Source organism: Collimonas sp. GW821-FHT02H07 (genome assembly GCF_059421505.1).
Genome location: NZ_JBWKVC010000009.1, coordinates 47,460 through 65,873 on the forward strand (window position 1 = coordinate 47,460; position 18,414 = coordinate 65,873).

The window sequence follows — 18,414 nt, forward strand, 5'->3', positions numbered from 1 at the left end:
GAACAATGATGCAAGCGAAAATCGTACTCTACAAAAAGGTCGCCGACGATGTATTGGCGATGCTGCGGCAGGACTACCAAGTGGTGCAATTCGACGGCGTCGACGCCGGCAACCGTGCCGCCTTCATGGCGGCCGTCAAGGATGCCGTCGGCCTGATCGGCGCCAGCCTCAAGATCGATGCCGAAATCCTCGACCACGCGCCGCAGCTAAAGGCGATCTCGACCATTTCCGTCGGCGTCGACCAGTTCGACCCGGCCGACCTGCGACGGCGCGGCATCGTGCTGCTGAACACGCCCGATGTCTTGACGGAGACCACGGCGGATACCGGCTTTGCGCTGATACTGGCCGCCGCCAGGCGGGTAGTGGAAATGGCCGACTACGTGAAGCAAGGGCGCTGGACCCACAGCATAGGCGAAGATTGCTTCGGCACCGATGTCCAGGGCAAAACCCTGGGCATCGTCGGCATGGGCCGCATCGGCGGCGCCATTGCCCGGCGCGCGTCGCTGGGTTTCGGCATGCAGGTTTTATACAACAACCGCAGCCCCGATCCTGCCGCTGAAGCCGCCTATGCGGCGCGCTTCTGTCCGCTCGGCCAGTTGTTGCAGAATGCCGACTTCATCTGCATCACGGCGCCGCTGACGCCGCAGACCCGCGGCATGATAGGCAAGGCTGAGCTGGCGCAAATGCGTTCCAGCGCGATTCTCGTGAATATCTCGCGCGGCAGCATCATCGATGAAACAGCGCTGATCGAGGCGCTGGAAAGCGGCCGCCTGCGCGCCGCCGGACTGGATGTGTTCGAGCGCGAACCGCTGCCCGCGGATTCACGCTTGCTGAGCTTGCCGAATGTGGTCGCGCTGCCGCATATCGGCTCCGCCACGCATGAAACGCGCCAGCGCATGGCGCTGTGCGCGGCGCAGAACCTGCTGGATGCATTAAGCGGAAAACCGACGCCGAACGTGGCGAATCGGGCCTGAGAAGGCCCATAGGCTGGCACTAACGCTCAGACCGGATGCGGCAAACGGGCGTCCGCCGCTGCCAGCCGCGCTTCCAGCGCCTGGATCCGTTGCAGCAGGTTAAGCGCCATCGCCAGGCCCTGGGTGTCGAGCTCAAAATCGTCGCGCAGGCGGCGCGCGGTCCTGGCCACCACAATGGTCTGCGACCGGAATACATATCCGGCCGCCGGGTCGCGGTCCGGCTCGATGGCGCCCAGCGCCACCAGCTCCGCCAGCTCGGCATGGCTGAGTCCGGAATACTCGGCCAGCTCGTCCAGCGAGCAGGCATCGGCGTCGTTCAGCCAGACCGCTTCTACCAACAGACTAGTCATTCCCGCTCTCCTCAATGCAAATGCTGACGTGGGTCGAAAGCCGATTCCGCGGCGAGTTGCTCAAACAGTTCGCGCTCGCGCGCCGTAGGGGCCTTCGGCACTTCTATCCTGACCACCGCATACAGATTGCCCTGTTCGCCATTGGCGGACGGCAGCCCGCGCTTGGCCAGCCGGAACTGGCGGTTGGCGGCGGTGCCTGCGGGGATGTTCAGTTCCACCTTGCCGCCCAGGGTAGGCACCTGGACCACCGCCCCCAGCACCGCTTCCCACGGCGCCAGCGGCAAATCGAAATACAGGTCCTTGCCGGTGACCCGGTACAGCGGGTGCGGGATCAGCTTCATCATCACATACAGGTCGCCGTGCTTGCCGCCGTCGCTGCCCTGCCCGCCCTTGCCTGACAAACGCAGGCGCTGGCCGTCTTCCGCGCCTTTCGGAATGCGCACCCGGAAGGTGCGCGGCACCCGGTGCAATTTGCCGTGTTCGTCGTACTCCGGCATGCTCAGCCGGACATCGGTTTCGCCGCCTTCGTAAATCTGCTCCAGCGTGATGGGCGTGTTGACTTCGTAGTCCTCGCCCCTGCTCGGGCGCGGCCGGCCGCCCTGGCGCGATGCCGCAAAAGCCGCCAGGATGTCGGCCATGTCGACATCGCCGAAGGAGGCGCCGCCATCGCTGAAACCCTGCTGCCAGGCATGCGGCGGCTCAACGTTTTCGCCAGGCTGGTGGCTGCCCAGCTGGTCATAGGCGGAGCGCTTCTCAGCATCCTTCAGGGTCGAATAGGCTTCAGCGATTTCCTTGAATTTTTCTTCCCCGGTCGGATCCTTGGAAACGTCCGGATGGTATTTGTGCGCCAGCTTGCGATACGCTTGCTTGATTTCAGCCGCGCTAGCAGTCCGCTCGACGCCCAGGGCGCTGTAGTAGTCTTTGAATTTCATTTCATCCTTCGTTCAATTTTTCAAAAACTCAACGAAATTCCGATTGAATTCCCGCAACTGGTCGCGCACCTGCTCATCCACCAGTTCGCCGTTCTCATTGAACGCCTTGCCGGCGCGCGACACCATCAGGCGGCCGCCAAACCAGGGCTGCATGCCTAGCGTGCGCAACACCGGCAGCCAGGCATTCTGCGACAGGATAGTGCCGAAGCCTCCCGGCGAGGCGCCGATCACCGCCACCCGCCGCCCGTTGAAGATACGGGCGCTGTCGGCCGGCGGCCGCGACAGCCAGTCGAGCGCATTCTTGAACACGCCCGGCATGGAATTATTATATTCCGGCGTCACCAACAGTAGCGCGTCGGCCACCGCGATCTGCTCTTTCAGCAGCGTTACCGCCGCCGGGATTCCTTCCGCCTGTTCAAGATCGCCGTCATACAAAGGGATACCCTTGATGGTGCCGATTTCCAGCGTCGCGCCGGCCGGCATCAGCTCCACCGCCGCCCGCAACAAGGCGGCATTCAGCGAGCCGCTGCGCAAACTTCCTGCTACTCCGACGATTTTCGTCATGTGCTTCTCCTCAACGGTTGGCTGGGCGTAAACGGTTAGCTGGGTGTGGGTGCATCAAGCCTGGTCTGCTGCAAGACGGTGGCAATCGGCGTGCCCTGGCGGATGGTCTTGGTGACCGGCGTCTTCTCGCAGATTTCAGCCAGCCTGGCGATCTGCGCCTCGCTCAGCTGGGCGCCGAAAGCGATGGTGCGATCGATCTTTTCCTGGCCCTGCTCATCGCGCGAGAAGCGCAGGCGGACATCGATCAGGCCCAGATCCCATTGCTTGCGGTCGGCGTACATGCGTAAAGTCAGCGAAGTGCAGGCAGCCAGTCCGGCCAGCAGCAATTCATAAGGGGCGGGACCGCTATCGGTGCCGCCGTTGTCCAGCGGCTCGTCGGCTTGCAACTGATGCGTCCTGGCCTGGATTTGCTGGGCAAAGCCGGTAACGCTTTGCAGGTGAACAGACGCCATACATTCTCCATATCAGTTTCAGATTTCCGGACGGGCCATATTGCATGGCCGGATTTGATATAGAGACTATAGCCGTTTTGGCGGACGAGGATAAGTGCGATGCAGGAATCAGACGGCGCCGTCCATCGGGCGCCGCTGAGACCAGGTTATCGAAGCGGCATGCTCAAGCCGCCGCCAGCCGCCACAGGGAAGTCAGCTCGGCGGCGCGCGCGGCATGCAAGGGGTCGGACGCATCGGAGACCTTCGGGTGCTGCGGCCGCACGTCGATTTTCCCCACGACTTTCAGCCCGGCTGCAGCGATTGCCGCCAGCAGCTCGGCGCGGCTGCGCAGCGCCAGGTGTTCGGCCAGGTCGGACAGGATCAGCCAGCCTTCGCCGCCTGGCTCCAGATGCTGCGTCAGGCCGCTCAGGAAACCGCGCAGCATGCGGCTTTCAGGATCATATACAGCGTGTTCGATCGGCGAGCTGGGGCGTGCCGGAATCCACGGCGGATTGCAGACCACCAGCGGCGCCCGCCCCTCGGGAAACAGATCGGCCTGCACCAGTTTCACCTGGCCGTCCAGGTTCAGGCGCAGCAGGTTTTCCTTGGCGCAGGACAGCGCGCGCGGGTCCATGTCGGTCGCCACGATCTTGGCCACGCCGCGCTTGGCCAGCAAGGCCGCCAGCACGCCGGTGCCGGTGCCGATGTCGAAAGCCAGTTTGGTGGACGGCAGCGGCGCATCAGCCACCAGTGCGATGTATTCGCCGCGCACCGGAGAGTAGACCCCGTAGTGCGGATGGATGCGCTCGCCCAGCGCCGGGATCTCGACGCCTTTCTTGCGCCACTCGTGGGCGCCGATCAGGCCCAGCAACTCACGCAGCGAAGCGACGAAAGGTTCCTTCGCCGCGCCGTACGCTTCGTTGCAGGCCTGCTGCACGTCAGGCGCGCGCCGCAAGGGGATGCTGTAGTCCGCCTCGAACGGCAGCAGCAGCATGCCGAGCGTACGGGCGCGCTGCGATTGCGCCTGGCGATGCAGGTTGAAGGCGTCGGTCGGCGAGGCCGGCAGCTTGGGACGCCTCTTGGGCTTGGGTTCGGCTCGCCGCGCCAGCGCCTGCAGCAACTGCCTGGCGTTCTGGAAATCGCCGCGCCACAGCATGCCGGTGCCTTCGCAAGCAAGGCGGTAGGCGCTGTCGGCAGTCATGCGGTCGTCCGCAATCACCACCCGCTTCGGCGCCGGATTGCCGCTTTCCGAGCGCCAGTGCGCCGAGCATTCCTGATCGTTCTCGATCCAGTGGATCAACGGCTGTTCGGCGGCGGTCATACGGCGGGCAGCGACGGCAACGCTGGCAAGGTGGAATTCTGGTGCATGAGGAGATCTCGATCTGTGCATAGGAGGGAGGCAGGGAGCGATGTTTGCAAAACATCATCTGCAGGCTCGCCTGACGAAGCAGGCGAGATATTTCCCGCAAGTATACCTCCTGGCCGCGGCGCCTGATCTTTTCTTTCGGCCGGAATGTCAGAGCATCCGGCCCGGCCTTCGGTTTTAAAACGTTTCCCAGTCATCGCTGCCGGAACCAAATGTTAACTCCATGGCGATTTGACAGATTGCGCAGCCAACGCCACACACAGTAACTGTTACCCGAATCATTTAACAATCTGCCACAAACCTGCAGCTGAAAACCTGCAATAATCCCGCGCTGCCTAGGCTCGCCGGCGCCGAATTTTCCCCCGCATTCGATCCGCCTGGTTTATTGTATCCGCTTAGAAAGATAGCATTTCGGCGCAGTTGTTACATGAGCAATCTCCAGACATTCTCCCGGCCGCAAAAAGAGAATGCGGCGAACATCAATCAACGACAGGAGTAATGACACGTGAAGCAATGGACTATTCGACAACGGATGCTGGTCAGTTTTGGCGTGATCCTGCTGCTGATGGGCTTCATGGCCGGCATCAGTTACGTGAAACTCCAGGCGATCGAACACGAAACCAACAGCTTCCAGACTGACTCCATGCCCGGCCTGGAACTGAGCACGGGGATCCGTTCAACCTGGTTCCAAAGCTATCTGCTGGTGCTGCAGTCGATTACGGTCGACATCCAGCCGGAGCAGCGCAAGCGGGATCTGGCGACACTGCTCGCCGATAACGAGAAAATGGACAAGCTGGTCGCCGACTATGAGAAAACCATTTTCGAAGCGCAGGACCGGCTCAATTTCGACGCCTTCAAGCAAGCGCGCGTTGGATACGTCCGCCTGATGGCGGAAGTGCTGCGGCTGGACGATACCCAGAAGAACGCCCAGGCGCGCAGCCTGCTGATCGAACAGCTGGAGCCGGCCTGGCAGCGCGGCCGCACTGCCGCCACCGTATTGCGCGACTTCAACCAGCAGTCCGAGGTGCGTTCAGTCGACAAGATCGAAACTGCCGTGGTTGTGGCCAAGAGCACGCTGCTGGCAGCGCTGGCGATCGCCCTGATAGTGGCGTTGATTTGCGGCTTCTTCCTGTTGCGCGCCATCACGCGGCCGATGGAAGAACTGGTCGCGGCACTGGAGGTGATCCGTTCAGGCGACTTGTCGCAACGCCTCAACCTGAATCGCCACGACGAATTCCAGGCGCTGGAAGTCGGCCTCAACCGCATGTCGGACGAACTGACCGGCCTGGTGGGCCAGGCGCAGAAATCAGCGATCCAGGTCACCACCTCGGTGGTCGAGATCGCCGCTACCGCCAAGCAGCAGCAGGCCACCGCCAACGAAACCGCCGCCACCACCACCGAGATCGGCGCCACCTCGCGCGAAATCTATTCGACCTCGCGCGAACTGGTGAGCACCATGAATGAAGTTTCATCCGGCGCGGAAGAAGCCGCGCGCCTGGGCGGGGCCGGCCAGGCCGGCCTGACGCAGATGGAAGACACCATGCACCACGTGATGGATGCAGCCGGCTCGGTCAACGCCAAGCTGGCCATCCTCAACGAGAAAGCCAGCAACATCAACCAGGTGGTCACCACCATCACCAAGGTAGCGGGTCAAACCAACCTGCTGTCGCTGAACGCTGCCATCGAGGCGGAAAAAGCCGGCGAATACGGCCGCGGATTTTCCGTGGTGGCGATCGAAATCCGCCGCCTGGCCGACCAGACCGCCGTCGCCACCTACGACATCGAGCAGATGGTCAAGGAAATCCAGTCGGCGGTCTCGGCCGGCGTGATGGGCATGGACAAGTTTTCCGAAGAAGTCCGGCGCGGCATCGCCGACGTGCAGAACGTCGGCGCCCAGCTGTCGCAGATCATCCACCAGGTGCAGGCGCTGACGCCGCGCTTCCAGTCTGTGCATGAAGGCGTGCAGGCGCAGGCAGTCGGCGCCGAACAGATCAGCCAGGCGCTGAGCCAATTGAGCGAAGCCGCCCAGCAAAGCGTCGAATCGCTGCGGCAGTCCAGCCAGGCGATCGACGAATTGACGCTGACTGCGAACGGCTTGCGCAACGGCGTATCGCGTTTCAAGCTGAAACCGGCCTGAAGCAGAACGCGGCCGGGCTCATCTCGTGCGGGCCCGGGCTGCGAACGACCATGGTCATTTTGTGCACGCGTACCCAAGAAAAGATATCCAGCCACATGCTTTTTTTATTGTTCCAAATCGGCCAGGACCACTACGCACTGGATACCCGCCAGGTCGCGGTAGTGCTGTCGCTGGTCAAGCTGAAACAGATGCCGGCGACGGCGCCGTGGGTGGCTGGCGTGTTCACTTATCGCGGCCAGTCGGTGCCGGTCATCGACCTGAGCCGGCTGGCGATCGGCAAGCCGTCGCAGCAGCGCCTCAGCACCCGCATCGTGCTGGTGCACTATCCGGCGCCGGGACCGGATAGCCGCCTGCTAGGCCTGGTGCTGGAAAAAGCCAGCGAGATCATGCGCCGCGCCCCGTCGGAATTTCGCGACAGCGGCCTGGATCATGGCGATGCCCCCTATCTGGGGCCGGTCACGGACGATGCGCGCGGCCTGATCCAGTCGGTGCAGGTGCAGGATCTGCTGCCGCCGGAAGTGCGCGCGCAATTGTTTCCGGGCGTGGAGAAATAATGCCGCTGGCAAAATTCGAAACCATGCTGAAACGCACCATGGGCCTGGATATCCAATCCATAGGCCGGCCCATGCTCGAACGCGCCTTGCAGGAGCGACAGGGCAGCTGCGGCGTGGCGGATCTTGACGCCTACTGGCTGCTGCTGCAGATGTCTGAACCCGAGCAGCTGCAGCTGATCGAATCGGTGATCGTGCCGGAGACCTGGTTCTTCCGCAATCGCGAAGCGTTCCAGGAAATGGTCCAGCTGCAGCAGCGCTGGCCGCGCCTGATCAGCGCCAGCCAGCCGCTGCGCATCCTCAGCCTGCCCTGCTCCACCGGCGAAGAACCGTATTCGATCGCCATGGCCCTGCTGGATGCAGGCGTGCCGCCGCAGCATTTCCAGATCGATGCGATCGACATCAGCCCGCAATCGCTGCATGTGGCGCGCCAGGCGGTGTACGGCAAGAATTCGTTCCGCGGCGACTACCTGAGTTTCCGCGACCGCTACTTTGCGCTCAATGAACAAGGCTATGCACTGTCCGAGACGGTGCGGCAGCAGGTCCGGTTCGCGCAAAGCAATCTGTTCGCAGCCGACCTGCTGGCCGGGCAAGCGCCGTACGACATCGTCTTTTGCCGCAATCTGCTGATCTATTTCGATCGCGCCACCCAGCATCAGGCGGTGACCATCCTGATCCGGCGGCTCGCGCCAGAAGGCCTGGTATTCGTCGGCCCGGCTGAAAGCGCCTTGATGATGCAGCATGAACTGACGCCGATCAAGGCGCCGATGGCCTTCGCTTTCCGGCAAGGAGCGCCGAAATTGGAAGTCGCCAGGACGGCAGCACCGCCCGCTGCCGCCTATGTTCCGCAAACGCCGGTGCGGGCGCCCAGGACAGCGCTGACGCGGACCGACCAGGCCAAGGCAAGGCCAGCCGCCGGCAGCGCCGCCCAGCCGCAATCGTCAGTGAGCCTGGCGGCAGCGCAGCTGCTGGCTGACCAAGGCAAGCTGAGCGCAGCCGCCGCCCTGTGCGAACAATTCATCCGGCAGCACGGCGCTTCGGCCGCCGCTTACTATCTGATGGCCGTCATCCATGACGCCGCGGACCGCAAACAGGCAGCCGCCGACTGCTATCGCAAGGCCTTGTACCTGGAACCGAGCCACGCCGATGCCATGACGCACCTGGCAGCCCTGCTGCAAACCATGGGCGACCACGCCGGCGCCAAGCTGCTGCAGCAGCGCGCACGGCGCTCGACCGAAAACAATCCGTCCTGACATGAACCCAGCCCTGAAACCCTACTCGCCGCACAGCTGCCATTCCATGACGCCAGCCGCTAGCCGCAGCGGCTACCATTGGCGCTGCCTGTCATGAACAACGCCGCAAAGCGCCCTGCCGGCGATATCGCCATGCCAGTGATCGACGATTGCTGGAACCGCATCGGCGTGCGCGGCGACGGTTCCTGCGAAAAACTGGCGCAGCATATCGATTGCCGCAATTGTCCGGTGCATGCGCGCGCCGCGGCCGAGCTGCTGGATCGCTTGCAGGTGGAACAGATGACGGACGGCTGGAGCGAACAGGCCGAGCCGGCGCAGGAGCAAAGAGCCGATCTCAGTTCCTGGCTGCTGTTCCGCATCGGCGAAGAATGGCTTGCGCTACCCACCGCATTGCTGGAGGAAATCACGGAATTGCGCGGCATACATGGCCTGCCCCATCGTAAAAATGCCGTCGTGCTCGGCATTACCAATATCCGCGGCGCGCTGGTGACCTGCATCTCGCTGGCAGCCATGCTGGGCGTCGCCGCCGACGGCACGACAGCGGCGCGCCAGGAACTGCTGCGGCGCATGCTGATCGTCAGGCGCAACGGCCAGACCACCGCCTTCACTGCCGACGAAGTGCATGGCACCTTGCGCGTCGCCGTCTCCGAGCAGCAACCGGTGCCGACCACGCTGACCCGTGCCGCCGGCCATTTCACCTACGCAGTGATCCAATGGAACGGCCATAGCGTCGGCCTGCTGGACCAGGAACTGCTGTTCCACACGCTGGATCGGAGCCTGGCATGAACGCCGACGACATGCGCGATGCCTCGATGCTGGACCTGTTCCGGCTGGAGGTAGAAACCCAGGCGCAAGTGATGAGCAGCGGCCTGCTGGCGATCGAACGCAGCGCTTCGCCGCAGGAGCTGGAGGCTTGCATGCGCGCCGCCCACTCGATCAAGGGCGCGGCGCGGATTGTCGGCATCCAGGCCGGCGTCGACGTCACCCACGTGATGGAAGATTGTTTCGTTTCGGCGCAACAAGGCAAGATCCAGCTCGGCCCGCGCCGCATCGACCAATTGCTGCGCGGCGTCGATCTGCTGCAACGGATTGCCGTGAGCGCGGAAGACCTGCCGTTGTGGCAAGCCGGCGATGGCCGCAAGGAAATCGACGCCTTTCTGCAGGGCTTGCAAAACAGCCTGCTGCAAGCCGACGACAGCGTCCGCGCAACGCCAAGCGCGCCGGCGGCCGCGCTCGGCGAGCTGCCGCTTGCCGGTGATCTGCCGCAGCAACAGCAACAAGACAAGGCCGAAAGCGCCGACCGCATGCTGCGGGTCACCGCCGCGCACCTGAACCAGCTGGTCAGCCTGTCCGGCGAATCGCTGGTGGAGTCGCGCTGGCTGCCGGCCTTCAACGAATCCTTGCTGCGCCTCAAGCGCCAGCAGCAAGGCGCAGCGCAAGCGCTGGAAGCATTGCATGACACGCTGCGCGAAAACGGCCTGGCTGCCGCGCAATTCGCGACCTTGCAAGATTCCCGGCAGCAGGTCGACGCCTGCCAGAAAATGCTGACGGAGCGGCTGGCCGAACTGGAATCCTTTGAGCGCCGCAACAGCAGCCGCGCGCAACGGCTGTACGACCAGGCGCTGGCCTGCCGCATGCGGCCGTTCGCCGATCGCGTGGTCGGCTACGACCGCATGGTGCGCGACCTCGGGCGCAGTCTCGGCAAGCAGGTCAGGCTGGAAATCAGCGGCGAGACCACCCAGGTCGACCGCGATATCCTGGAACAACTCGATGCGCCGCTGGTGCATTTGCTGCGCAATGCGCTCGATCACGGCATCGAGCCGGCGCCGCAGCGACGTGCGGCCGGCAAGGCCGAAGAAGGCGTGATCAGCCTGACCGCGCGCCACCATGCCGGCCTGCTGCAGATCACCGTCAGCGACGACGGCGGCGGCATCGATCTTGAACGGCTGCGCGCCAGCATCGTGGCGCGCAGCCTGGTCGACCACGCCACCTCGGCGCGCCTGAGCGACGCCGAATTGCTGCACTTCCTGCTGCTGCCCGGCTTCAGCATGCGCGACACGGTGACCGAAATCTCGGGACGCGGGGTCGGCCTGGATGTGGTGCACAACATGCTCAAGCGCATGCGCGGCACCATCCAGATTTTCAGCGAAAGCGGCCGCGGCATGCGTTTCCAGCTGCAGCTGCCGCTGACCTTGTCGCTGGTGCGCAGCCTGCTGGTCAGCATCGGCGGCGAACCCTACGCCTTCCCGCTGGCCTATGTGAACCGCACCATGGTGCTGGACAAGACGCAGATCGAATTGCTCGAAGGCCGCCAGCATTTCAGCTTTGAAGAGCGGCAGATCGGCCTGGTTGCCGCCAGCCAGCTCTTGCAAAGCGGCGACAGCGCTACTAGCGATGACGGCATCGCGCTGGTGGTGATCGGCGACATGAGCCAGACTTACGGCCTGCAGGTCGACCGCCTGCTGGGGGAGCACATGCTGGTGGTGCAGCCGCTGGACTCGCGGCTGGGCAAGATCAAGGATGTCGCGGCGGCGGCGCTGATGGAAGACGGCACGCCGGTATTGATACTGGATGTCGAGGACATGCTGCATTCGGTCGACAAGCTGATCGCCCACGGCCAGCTCGACAAAATCCACGATGGCGGCAGCCAGCAGCAGCTGCAGACCAGCAAGCGGGTGCTGGTGGTCGACGACTCGCTCACCGTGCGCGAACTGGAGCGCAAGCTGCTCAGCAGCCGCGGCTATACGGTCAGGATCGCGGTGGACGGCATGGATGGCTGGAACGCCTTGCGCAGCGAACCGTTCGACCTGGTGATCACCGATATCGACATGCCGCGCATGGACGGCATCGAATTGGTAACATTGATCAAGAGCAACCTGCAGCTGAAAGCGATTCCGGTGATGATCGTCTCCTACAAGGACCGCCAGGAAGATCGCCAGCGCGGACTGGAAGCCGGCGCCGACTACTATCTGGCCAAGGCCAGCTTCCATGACGAGACCTTGCTGGAGGCGGTCGAAGACCTGATCGGCGAGGCCCATGGCTCCTAGTTTTCGGTACTGAGCGCCTATTTTTCTCCAAAGAACCTGATGAACGCGTGTATATTTTCAGTCATTCAATGTTACCTGTTGAGTAGCAAGCCTTACCGGCGCGATGACACACGTTTTTAGCAAAGGAATCCTGGATAATGAAAATAGGTATCGTCAACGATGCCCCGATTGCGGTGGAAGCGCTGCGCCGCACGCTGGCGCTGCGCCAGGACCACGAAATCATCTGGATTGCGGAGGACGGCAGGCGCGCCATCGAGTTGTGCGCCTGGCAAGTGCCGGATCTGATTCTGATGGACCTGATGATGCCGGTGCTCGATGGCGTGGGCGCCACCCGCCACATCATGGCGCACACGCCGTGCGCGATCCTGGTGGTCACCGGCGACGTCGGCGCCAATGTCTCGGCGGTGTACGACGCCATGGCCTACGGCGCGCTGGATGCGATCGACACCCCGAGCACCCTGGCCGGCCATCCGCGCAACGGCGTCAATTCCCTGCTGGCCAAGATCGATTCGATCGAAAAGCTGATCAACCAGCGCCAGGCCGCACCCGAGACTGCGGCGGCCCAGGAGACATCGGCGCCAGCCCCGGCCAGGTCTGCCGCTGCGCCGCGCAAGCCGTCGCCGCAGGCGCCCAATTCCAAATATCTGGTCGCCATCGGCGCCTCCGCCGGCGGCCCGGCGGCGCTGGCAACCCTGCTGTCGCAGCTGCCGGCGGATTTTCCGGCGGCGCTGGTGGTGGTGCAGCACGTCGACGCCCAGTTCGCGGCCGGCATGGCCGACTGGCTGGGCAGCCAGTCGAAACTGCCGGTGCGGCTGGCGCTGGCGGGAGACAGCCCTACCCCCGGCACCGTATTATTGGCCGGCACCGACGACCATTTGCGCCTGACCCGGCCGTTTCAGCTGGGTTACACCGAACAGCCGAGCGGCTATCCGTACCGGCCTTCGATCGATGTGTTTTTCCAGAGCGTGGTGGAGTCATGGGCCGGCAAGGCGATCGGCATCCTGCTGACCGGCATGGGCCGGGATGGCGCGCTGGGCTTGAAAGCCATGCGCGACAAGGGTTACTACACGATCGCCCAGGATCGCGATTCGAGCGCAGTATATGGCATGCCGAAGGCGGCGGCGCAGCTCAATGCCGCCGACGCCATCCTGCCGGTCAACCGAATTGCAGATAAGCTGGTCAGTCTCGTCAGCAAGCAGTAGCGGCAAATAGTCGCCGTAAGCAACGACAGCAAACAATAGCAACACTGAGTTCAGATACGGAGCAAGTCATGTATAACGAATTAAATCTCGACACCGACCAGCCGCCAGACGACTATCCGGTGATGGTGCTGCTGGTAGATGACCAGGCCATGGTGGGCGAAGCCGTGCGGCGCGCGCTGGCCAACCAGATCAACATCGACTTCCATTATTGCGCCCATCCCGACGAAGCCATCGAAGCGGCGCAAAGAACCCGGCCCACGGTGATCCTGCAGGACCTGGTGATGCCCGGCATCGACGGCCTGACCCTGGTGCGCCAGTATCGCGCCAATGCGGCCACCCGCAACGTCCCTATCATCGTGCTCTCGACCCGCGAAGACCCGGCGGTCAAGAGCGCAGCGTTCACCGCCGGCGCCAACGACTATCTGGTGAAACTGCCCGACACCATCGAACTGGTGGCGCGCATCCGCTATCACTCGCGCTCCTATGTCAATCTGCTGCAACGCGACGAAGCCTACCGCGCGCTGCGGCAGAGCCAGCAGCAGCTGCTGGAAACCAATCTGGAGCTGCAGCGCCTGACCAATTCCGACGGCCTCACCGGGCTCGCCAACCGCCGCTATTTCGACGAATATTTCGGCGCCGAATGGAAGCGCGCCGAACGCGAGCAAAGCCCGTTGTCGCTGCTGATGATCGACGTTGACGATTTCAAGCTGTACAACGATACCTACGGCCACCTGGCAGGCGACACCGCGCTCAAACAGGTAGCGGAAAGCATAGGCACTTTCGCCAGGCGGCCAACCGACCTGGCGGCGCGCATCGGCGGCGAAGAATTTGTGCTGGTGCTGCCATCCATGTCGCGCGAGAACATGGAGGCTCAGGCAGACAAGCTGCAAGCGGCGGTGCACGCACTGGGCATTGCGCACGCCACTTCCAACAACGATGGCCGTGTCACCATCAGCATCGGCGGCGCCAGCATGGTGCCGCAACGCGGCAGTTCGCAGGAAAAACTGGTGGAGGCGGCCGACCAGGCACTCTATCGCGCCAAGCGCGGCGGCAAGAACCGGGTCGAGATCGCCCAGGAGTAAATCCGGCAAGAGCGGGCGACCTGCGCTGCCGGCATGCATGCACGGCGCTAGCCATGCGCATGTTCATGCGATTCATCATGCTGCCCTGCCGGCGCACTGTAGTTGCAGCCGTCCTCCGTATGGGCGCACGGCAGCGTCTCGAACTGCAAGGTGGTGTGATACACCGCAAACTGCGAGGCCAGGATTTCCTTGAGCGCCGGCAGCAACTGCTGCTCCGCTGAATAGGCCGCATCGTAAACTACGTGCGCGGTCAGGCTGGCCTTGCCGCTGGTGACGGCCCACAGGTGGAAGTCATGCACGCTCACCACGCCCGGCACGGCGCGCATCGCCGCCTGCACCTGTTCTATGTCCATGCCCTCCGGCACGCCTTCCAGCAGGATGTTGACGCTTTCCTTCAACAGCACCCAGGTGCGCGGCAGCACCCAGACGCCGATCAGGACTGCGACCGCCGAATCCACCCAGGTCCAGCCGGTATAGCGGATCAGCAAGGCGCCGGCGATGACGCCGACCGAACCCAGCATGTCGCTCCAGACTTCCAGATAAGCGCCTTTGACGTTAAGGCTGGCATCCTTGCCGCTGCTGAGCAGGCGCATGCTGATCAGGTTGACGACCAGGCCGACGGTGGCGATGACCAGCATGCCGGTGGACTGGATCTCGGCCGGGCTGCGAAAGCGCTGGTAGGCCTCGTACAGAATGTATAGCGCCACCAGGAACAGTAGCACCGCATTGAAAGCCGCCGCCAGGATTTCGAAACGGTGATAGCCAAAGGTACGGCGCGCATCGGCCGCCCTTTTGGCGATGCGGATCGCCGCCAGCGCAATCGCCAGCGCCATGGTGTCGGTCAGCATGTGGGCGGCATCGGATATCAGCGCCAGGCTGCCGGTGACCAGGCCGCCGATCACTTCGACCACCAGGAAGGTGGAGGTCAGGCCGAGCGCAATCCAGATATATCTTTCATTGCCGCCGCTGGGTAAGGCATGTGTATGGCCTGCGCTCATGGGTACCGTCCTTGAAAGTTGGCATTGATGTAATGTACAGCCTTATTGCGGCGTACCGCAATTGGCGCAGAATTTCGCCCCGGCTGCTTTCGCGGCGCCGCAGCCGCTGCAGTTTTTCAATGGCAGCGGATTGCCGCATTGCTGGCAAAAACGCGCGCCGGACGGATTGACTGTGCTGCAGCCGGCGCAGTTATTCTGATCTGCCGGAGCATTTCCCCAGGCATTCTGCCGGCTGCCGCCATGCGACTGCGAAGCGCCATGATGCTTGTTGCGCTGCTGGTGCGGGGTGTTGCCGCTGCCGTGGTTGCCGCCGCCGTGATGTCCCATGCCTAGCAAATTCTTGAGAAAACTCATTTGATACTCCTTCGCATTGAGATGCTGCATTGAGGTACTGCATTGAGGTACTGCATTGAGGTGCTGCATTGATATGGCCTCATTAAAAACCCTGTAGTTACTTTAGGGTCAAGCAGATGCATAAAATATTTCACAGCGCCAAAAGCGGACTACACTAATAGTTGCTTCTCCCCAAAACAAAACCAAGGAAAAAAAATGACCAAGCTGCTAAAAGCCCTAAGGCTGTCGTTGTTCGCTTCTATCACTCTGGCTTTGTTGCTGGGAGCGTGTTCGAGCATGTCGACGGATCAAAGCCACATCAGCGAAGTGACCCTGGATGGCGGACACGAAGTACCGCCGACCAATTCGGCGGCGAGCGGCAGCGCCACCATCAAGGTCGCAGCGGATAAATCTGTCAGCGGCACCGTCAACACCCGCGGCATACAAGGAAAGATGGCGCATATCCACGAGGGCGCGCTGGGCAAGAACGGCCCCGTGCTGGTGCCCCTGACCAAGGTCGGCGACGACACCTGGGAAGTCCCGGCCGGCGCCAAGTTCACCGACGCCCAGTACGCCAGCTACCTGGCAGGCAACCTGTACATCAACGTCCACAGCGCCACCAATCCCGGCGGCGAGATCCGCGGCCAGCTGCTGCCTTGATCCTGGCGCCTGAGCGCACGACCCGCCACGCGCTTGCTGCCGGCGCCACATGGCAGCAAGCGCGGCCCAATTAATTCTTTGAACCAAGCCATGCATCCAATCGCCAGGATTTTTGCTGTATTCCTGTTTGCCATCGCCCTGCTCAGCGCCGCCTTGTACGCAATCGACCGCTCGCGCGCGCCAGTCGGCGGCAAGCCCCCTGCCGCCAGTCGGTCCAGCGCAAGCGGCACCGCCGACACCACGGCGCAGGCAGCCGCGCCGACAGCGCCGGCGGCAGCACCCCTTGCCGCCAGCGCTCCATCGCCATTGCCGTTGATCGCCGCCGCGCCGCCGGCGGAAAGCGGCAACACTATCGCCAAATGCAATGTCGACGGCAAGATCGTCTACACCGACAAAGGCTGCCCCCAAGGCAGCAAGGCCAAGCCGCTGCAGATTACCGATAACGCGGTGATTCCCGGCTACGACCGGGCCACGGTTGAAAAGACTTTTCGCCAGCCGCCGCCGGCACTGGCGCAGGCTGCGCCGGCGGGCGGCGTGATCGAACCCGTCACTTCTATCAGCACCGAACCGACCGTCGACTGCCCGGCCCTGGGACGCCGCCTCGACTGGCTGAACGGCATGCTCCATCGGCGCCAGCTGTACTACGTGCACGACCGCATGCGGCGTGAACGCGACGACCTGCAAACCAGGATGTTCTGGGCGCATTGCTAACGGCGCCTAAGCCGCTTGTCATACGTGCTGGAAGTGATGCACTATTCCAGCCTATGAATCGAACCGAACAATATCAATGCTGCATGGTGATGGCAGGCGGCGGCTTTCGCTTTGGCTACTACCTGGGCATGTACGCAGCAGCAGTTGAAACCGATAACAAGCCGGACATCCTGCTGGCCAGCTGCGGCGGCGCCATCGCGGCCGCTGTCATCCAAGCCCTGCCTGACGACGCGCAACGCAAGGCCTGGATCAGTTCGCCGGCGATGTACCAGTTCCTGTGCGGCTTGCGAACCACGCCCAAGGCTGCTATCGGACGCGCATTCATCCATGCGGCGAAACGCCGTCTGGATAGCAGGCGAGCACCCGTGATCCCGGATCTGTTCAACGATTATTTTTTCGACATACCACCCGAACTACCCTTGCCCGCACAGCAGTCCGGACATGCCGTCGCGGTCGCCATCGTCGGCGGCAAGATCCTGTTTTCAAAGGATCAGGTCGGGCAGCCCAGGAACAAGCGAAAGTTATTTTCAGAGGTGGTATTCGGCGAGCCGCGCACTGCGGCGCTGCTGCGCGGCATGGATTCGCCCTTAAGCGATCCGATGTGGGGCGAAAACGCCATTGCCCGGGAGTTGCTCACCGACGTTGCCATGCCGATTGGCGATGCGGTGCGCATATCCATTTCCGACATGTTTTACTTCCCCTGCCACGCGCACGAAAGCGGGCACTATACGGGCGGCGTGGTGGATCTGTTTCCTATCGAACTGGCGCAGCGGCTGGGGCAGCGCGTGATCATGGAATTGAAAGCGCCGTTCAACCAGGCGCTCGCCATCCCGGCCTGGCGCGCCGTACTGGGTGTCGATGGCAATCACAGATTGCGTCACATGCATGGCCAATACGCCGACGCCTGGATCGATGCTTCCGATGTCGACAGCCGGTTCGACAAGCGCGGCATGCAAATGAAGATATCCTGGACCAAGAACCGTTTCAGCCTGCTGATGCCGGCCCGCTACGAAACCTACCTGGAAGATGTGGAAGCCCAATGGCAGTATGGTTACCAGCGCGGCATGGAAGCTTTTGCAAATCCTTCAGCCAACTACCGGCAGCATATGCGCCATGCCACCAGGCATAACAGGGATCGTCCTGCCCCATGAGGGCCGGCGCTGATCCGTTGATCCACCAATTGACTAGTTGGCGAACAGCCCCGCCACCGCCATGCGGCGCGGCAAGCCGTCGAAATCAGCCCGCACCAGCACGGCCGAACGGGCTTCGATATAAGCGCGCATGCCCGGCTCGGCCAGCAGCGGCTGCAACTGGCGCAATGAAGCAATCAGCTGCGGCGTCAGCCGGTCCAGCAGCGGCCGCACATCGCGTCCAAGGTCGGGAGCATCGCTGAACTTGCCCACGCCCTGCTGCCGCCATTGGGCATGCAAGCCGAGCTGCAAGGCCTTGCTGGCATCGAACTGGGCCTGGAAGAACCTCCGCACGAAAACCGCATCCAAGCCGCTGGCTTGCGCAGTCACGGCGTCCAGGATCAGTTGCTCGCGCGGCGGGTCGTTGATGGCGCCGCCGGAATTCCATTTAGCCTTGGCCACCATGGGAGCGGCATCCAGGCGCTGGTCGATCAGCCGCAGCAGGTGGTCGGCGGCCGCGGCATCGGCTGGATTCGGCGCCGGCGGCAGGCTCTGACAGGCCGCCAGCAGCAACAAGAATGACAGGCAGGCAAGGAATTTGCCGTGAAACTTCCAAACAATGACTCTCATATTTCCTTTTTCAACATTCAAAAACATAATATTCGAATAACATTCGCGCACATCAAAAGCCGG

General features: G+C 62.9%; 19 protein-coding genes. 11 read left to right on the forward strand and 8 right to left on the reverse strand.

The genetic code is table 11. The annotated features are described in order from the left end of the window. The first annotated feature begins 8 nt into the window (after window positions 1-8). On the forward strand, window positions 9-974 hold the full coding sequence (locus tag AC07V8_RS15140; protein WP_494679272.1) for a 2-hydroxyacid dehydrogenase: 966 nt from the start codon (window positions 9-11) through the stop codon (window positions 972-974). Between the two features lie 26 nt (window positions 975-1,000). Here AC07V8_RS15140 and AC07V8_RS15145 read toward each other — a convergent pair whose 3' ends face one another. The 5 genes from AC07V8_RS15145 to AC07V8_RS15165 form a co-directional block, all read right to left on the reverse strand. Further along, window positions 1,001-1,324 (reverse strand): chaperone modulator CbpM, encoded by a 324-nt coding sequence (locus tag AC07V8_RS15145; protein WP_494679233.1) that lies wholly within the window; start codon window positions 1,322-1,324, stop codon window positions 1,001-1,003. Between the two features lie 11 nt (window positions 1,325-1,335). After that, window positions 1,336-2,256, reverse strand: coding sequence for a DnaJ C-terminal domain-containing protein (locus tag AC07V8_RS15150; protein ID WP_494679232.1), 921 nt, complete (start codon window positions 2,254-2,256; stop codon window positions 1,336-1,338). Between the two features lie 12 nt (window positions 2,257-2,268). Further along, window positions 2,269-2,820, reverse strand: a complete 552-nt coding sequence (locus AC07V8_RS15155) for an NADPH-dependent FMN reductase (RefSeq protein ID WP_494679231.1) — start codon at window positions 2,818-2,820, stop codon at window positions 2,269-2,271. A gap of 35 nt (window positions 2,821-2,855) precedes the next feature. Next, window positions 2,856-3,272 (reverse strand): OsmC family protein, encoded by a 417-nt coding sequence (locus AC07V8_RS15160; protein WP_494679230.1) that lies wholly within the window; start codon window positions 3,270-3,272, stop codon window positions 2,856-2,858. 163 nt (window positions 3,273-3,435) lie between these two features. Beyond that, window positions 3,436-4,572, reverse strand: coding sequence for a methyltransferase (locus AC07V8_RS15165; RefSeq protein ID WP_494679229.1), 1,137 nt, complete (start codon window positions 4,570-4,572; stop codon window positions 3,436-3,438). A 550-nt stretch (window positions 4,573-5,122) separates the two neighbouring features. On the opposite strand from AC07V8_RS15165, the gene AC07V8_RS15170 reads away from it, so the two are divergent. The 7 genes from AC07V8_RS15170 (at window position 5,123) to AC07V8_RS15200 (ending at window position 13,889) form a co-directional block, all read left to right on the forward strand. Continuing rightward, window positions 5,123-6,754: a methyl-accepting chemotaxis protein gene (locus AC07V8_RS15170; protein WP_494679228.1), complete on the forward strand. Its 1,632-nt coding sequence runs from the start codon at window positions 5,123-5,125 to the stop codon at window positions 6,752-6,754. 95 nt (window positions 6,755-6,849) lie between these two features. Further along, window positions 6,850-7,308, forward strand: coding sequence for a chemotaxis protein CheW (locus AC07V8_RS15175; protein ID WP_494679227.1), 459 nt, complete (start codon window positions 6,850-6,852; stop codon window positions 7,306-7,308). Further along, the gene (locus tag AC07V8_RS15180; RefSeq protein WP_494679226.1) at window positions 7,308-8,558 is read left to right on the forward strand and encodes a CheR family methyltransferase; all 1,251 of its coding nucleotides are present in this window, start codon (window positions 7,308-7,310) and stop codon (window positions 8,556-8,558) included. Before AC07V8_RS15175 ends, AC07V8_RS15180 begins: the two co-directional genes overlap by 1 nt. Before the next feature lie 93 nt (window positions 8,559-8,651). Continuing rightward, entirely contained in the window at window positions 8,652-9,344 is a 693-nt protein-coding gene (locus tag AC07V8_RS15185; RefSeq protein WP_494679225.1) for a chemotaxis protein CheW, read from the forward strand. Beyond that, window positions 9,341-11,605 carry a hybrid sensor histidine kinase/response regulator gene (locus tag AC07V8_RS15190; RefSeq protein WP_494679224.1) on the forward strand — a complete coding sequence of 755 codons (2,265 nt, stop codon included), beginning with the start codon at window positions 9,341-9,343 and terminating at the stop codon, window positions 11,603-11,605. The genes AC07V8_RS15185 and AC07V8_RS15190 overlap by 4 nt, the downstream gene beginning before the upstream one ends. A gap of 137 nt (window positions 11,606-11,742) precedes the next feature. After that, window positions 11,743-12,807, forward strand: a complete 1,065-nt coding sequence (locus AC07V8_RS15195; protein WP_494679223.1) for a chemotaxis response regulator protein-glutamate methylesterase — start codon at window positions 11,743-11,745, stop codon at window positions 12,805-12,807. A gap of 68 nt (window positions 12,808-12,875) precedes the next feature. Continuing rightward, window positions 12,876-13,889: a GGDEF domain-containing response regulator gene (locus AC07V8_RS15200; protein WP_494679222.1), complete on the forward strand. Its 1,014-nt coding sequence runs from the start codon at window positions 12,876-12,878 to the stop codon at window positions 13,887-13,889. Window positions 13,890-13,936: 47 nt separating this feature from the next. Here the strand turns inward: AC07V8_RS15200 and AC07V8_RS15205 are convergent, their stop codons facing one another. Both AC07V8_RS15205 and AC07V8_RS15210 read right to left on the reverse strand, forming a co-directional pair. Further along, window positions 13,937-14,887 carry a cation diffusion facilitator family transporter gene (locus tag AC07V8_RS15205; RefSeq protein ID WP_494679221.1) on the reverse strand — a complete coding sequence of 317 codons (951 nt, stop codon included), beginning with the start codon at window positions 14,885-14,887 and terminating at the stop codon, window positions 13,937-13,939. Between the two features lie 42 nt (window positions 14,888-14,929). Then, window positions 14,930-15,241 (reverse strand): double zinc ribbon domain-containing protein, encoded by a 312-nt coding sequence (locus AC07V8_RS15210; RefSeq protein WP_494679220.1) that lies wholly within the window; start codon window positions 15,239-15,241, stop codon window positions 14,930-14,932. Window positions 15,242-15,436: 195 nt separating this feature from the next. On the opposite strand from AC07V8_RS15210, the gene AC07V8_RS15215 reads away from it, so the two are divergent. From AC07V8_RS15215 to AC07V8_RS15225, 3 genes are all read left to right on the forward strand, one after another. Further along, on the forward strand, window positions 15,437-15,880 hold the full coding sequence (locus AC07V8_RS15215) for a CHRD domain-containing protein (protein ID WP_494679219.1): 444 nt from the start codon (window positions 15,437-15,439) through the stop codon (window positions 15,878-15,880). A gap of 90 nt (window positions 15,881-15,970) precedes the next feature. Then, entirely contained in the window at window positions 15,971-16,591 is a 621-nt protein-coding gene (locus AC07V8_RS15220; RefSeq protein WP_494679218.1) for a hypothetical protein, read from the forward strand. A 53-nt stretch (window positions 16,592-16,644) separates the two neighbouring features. Then, window positions 16,645-17,742 (forward strand): patatin-like phospholipase family protein, encoded by a 1,098-nt coding sequence (locus AC07V8_RS15225; RefSeq protein ID WP_494679217.1) that lies wholly within the window; start codon window positions 16,645-16,647, stop codon window positions 17,740-17,742. Between the two features lie 33 nt (window positions 17,743-17,775). Here AC07V8_RS15225 and aroQ read toward each other — a convergent pair whose 3' ends face one another. Then, window positions 17,776-18,351 carry a gamma subclass chorismate mutase AroQ gene (aroQ, locus tag AC07V8_RS15230; RefSeq protein ID WP_494679216.1) on the reverse strand — a complete coding sequence of 192 codons (576 nt, stop codon included), beginning with the start codon at window positions 18,349-18,351 and terminating at the stop codon, window positions 17,776-17,778. Window positions 18,352-18,414 lie beyond the last annotated feature (63 nt).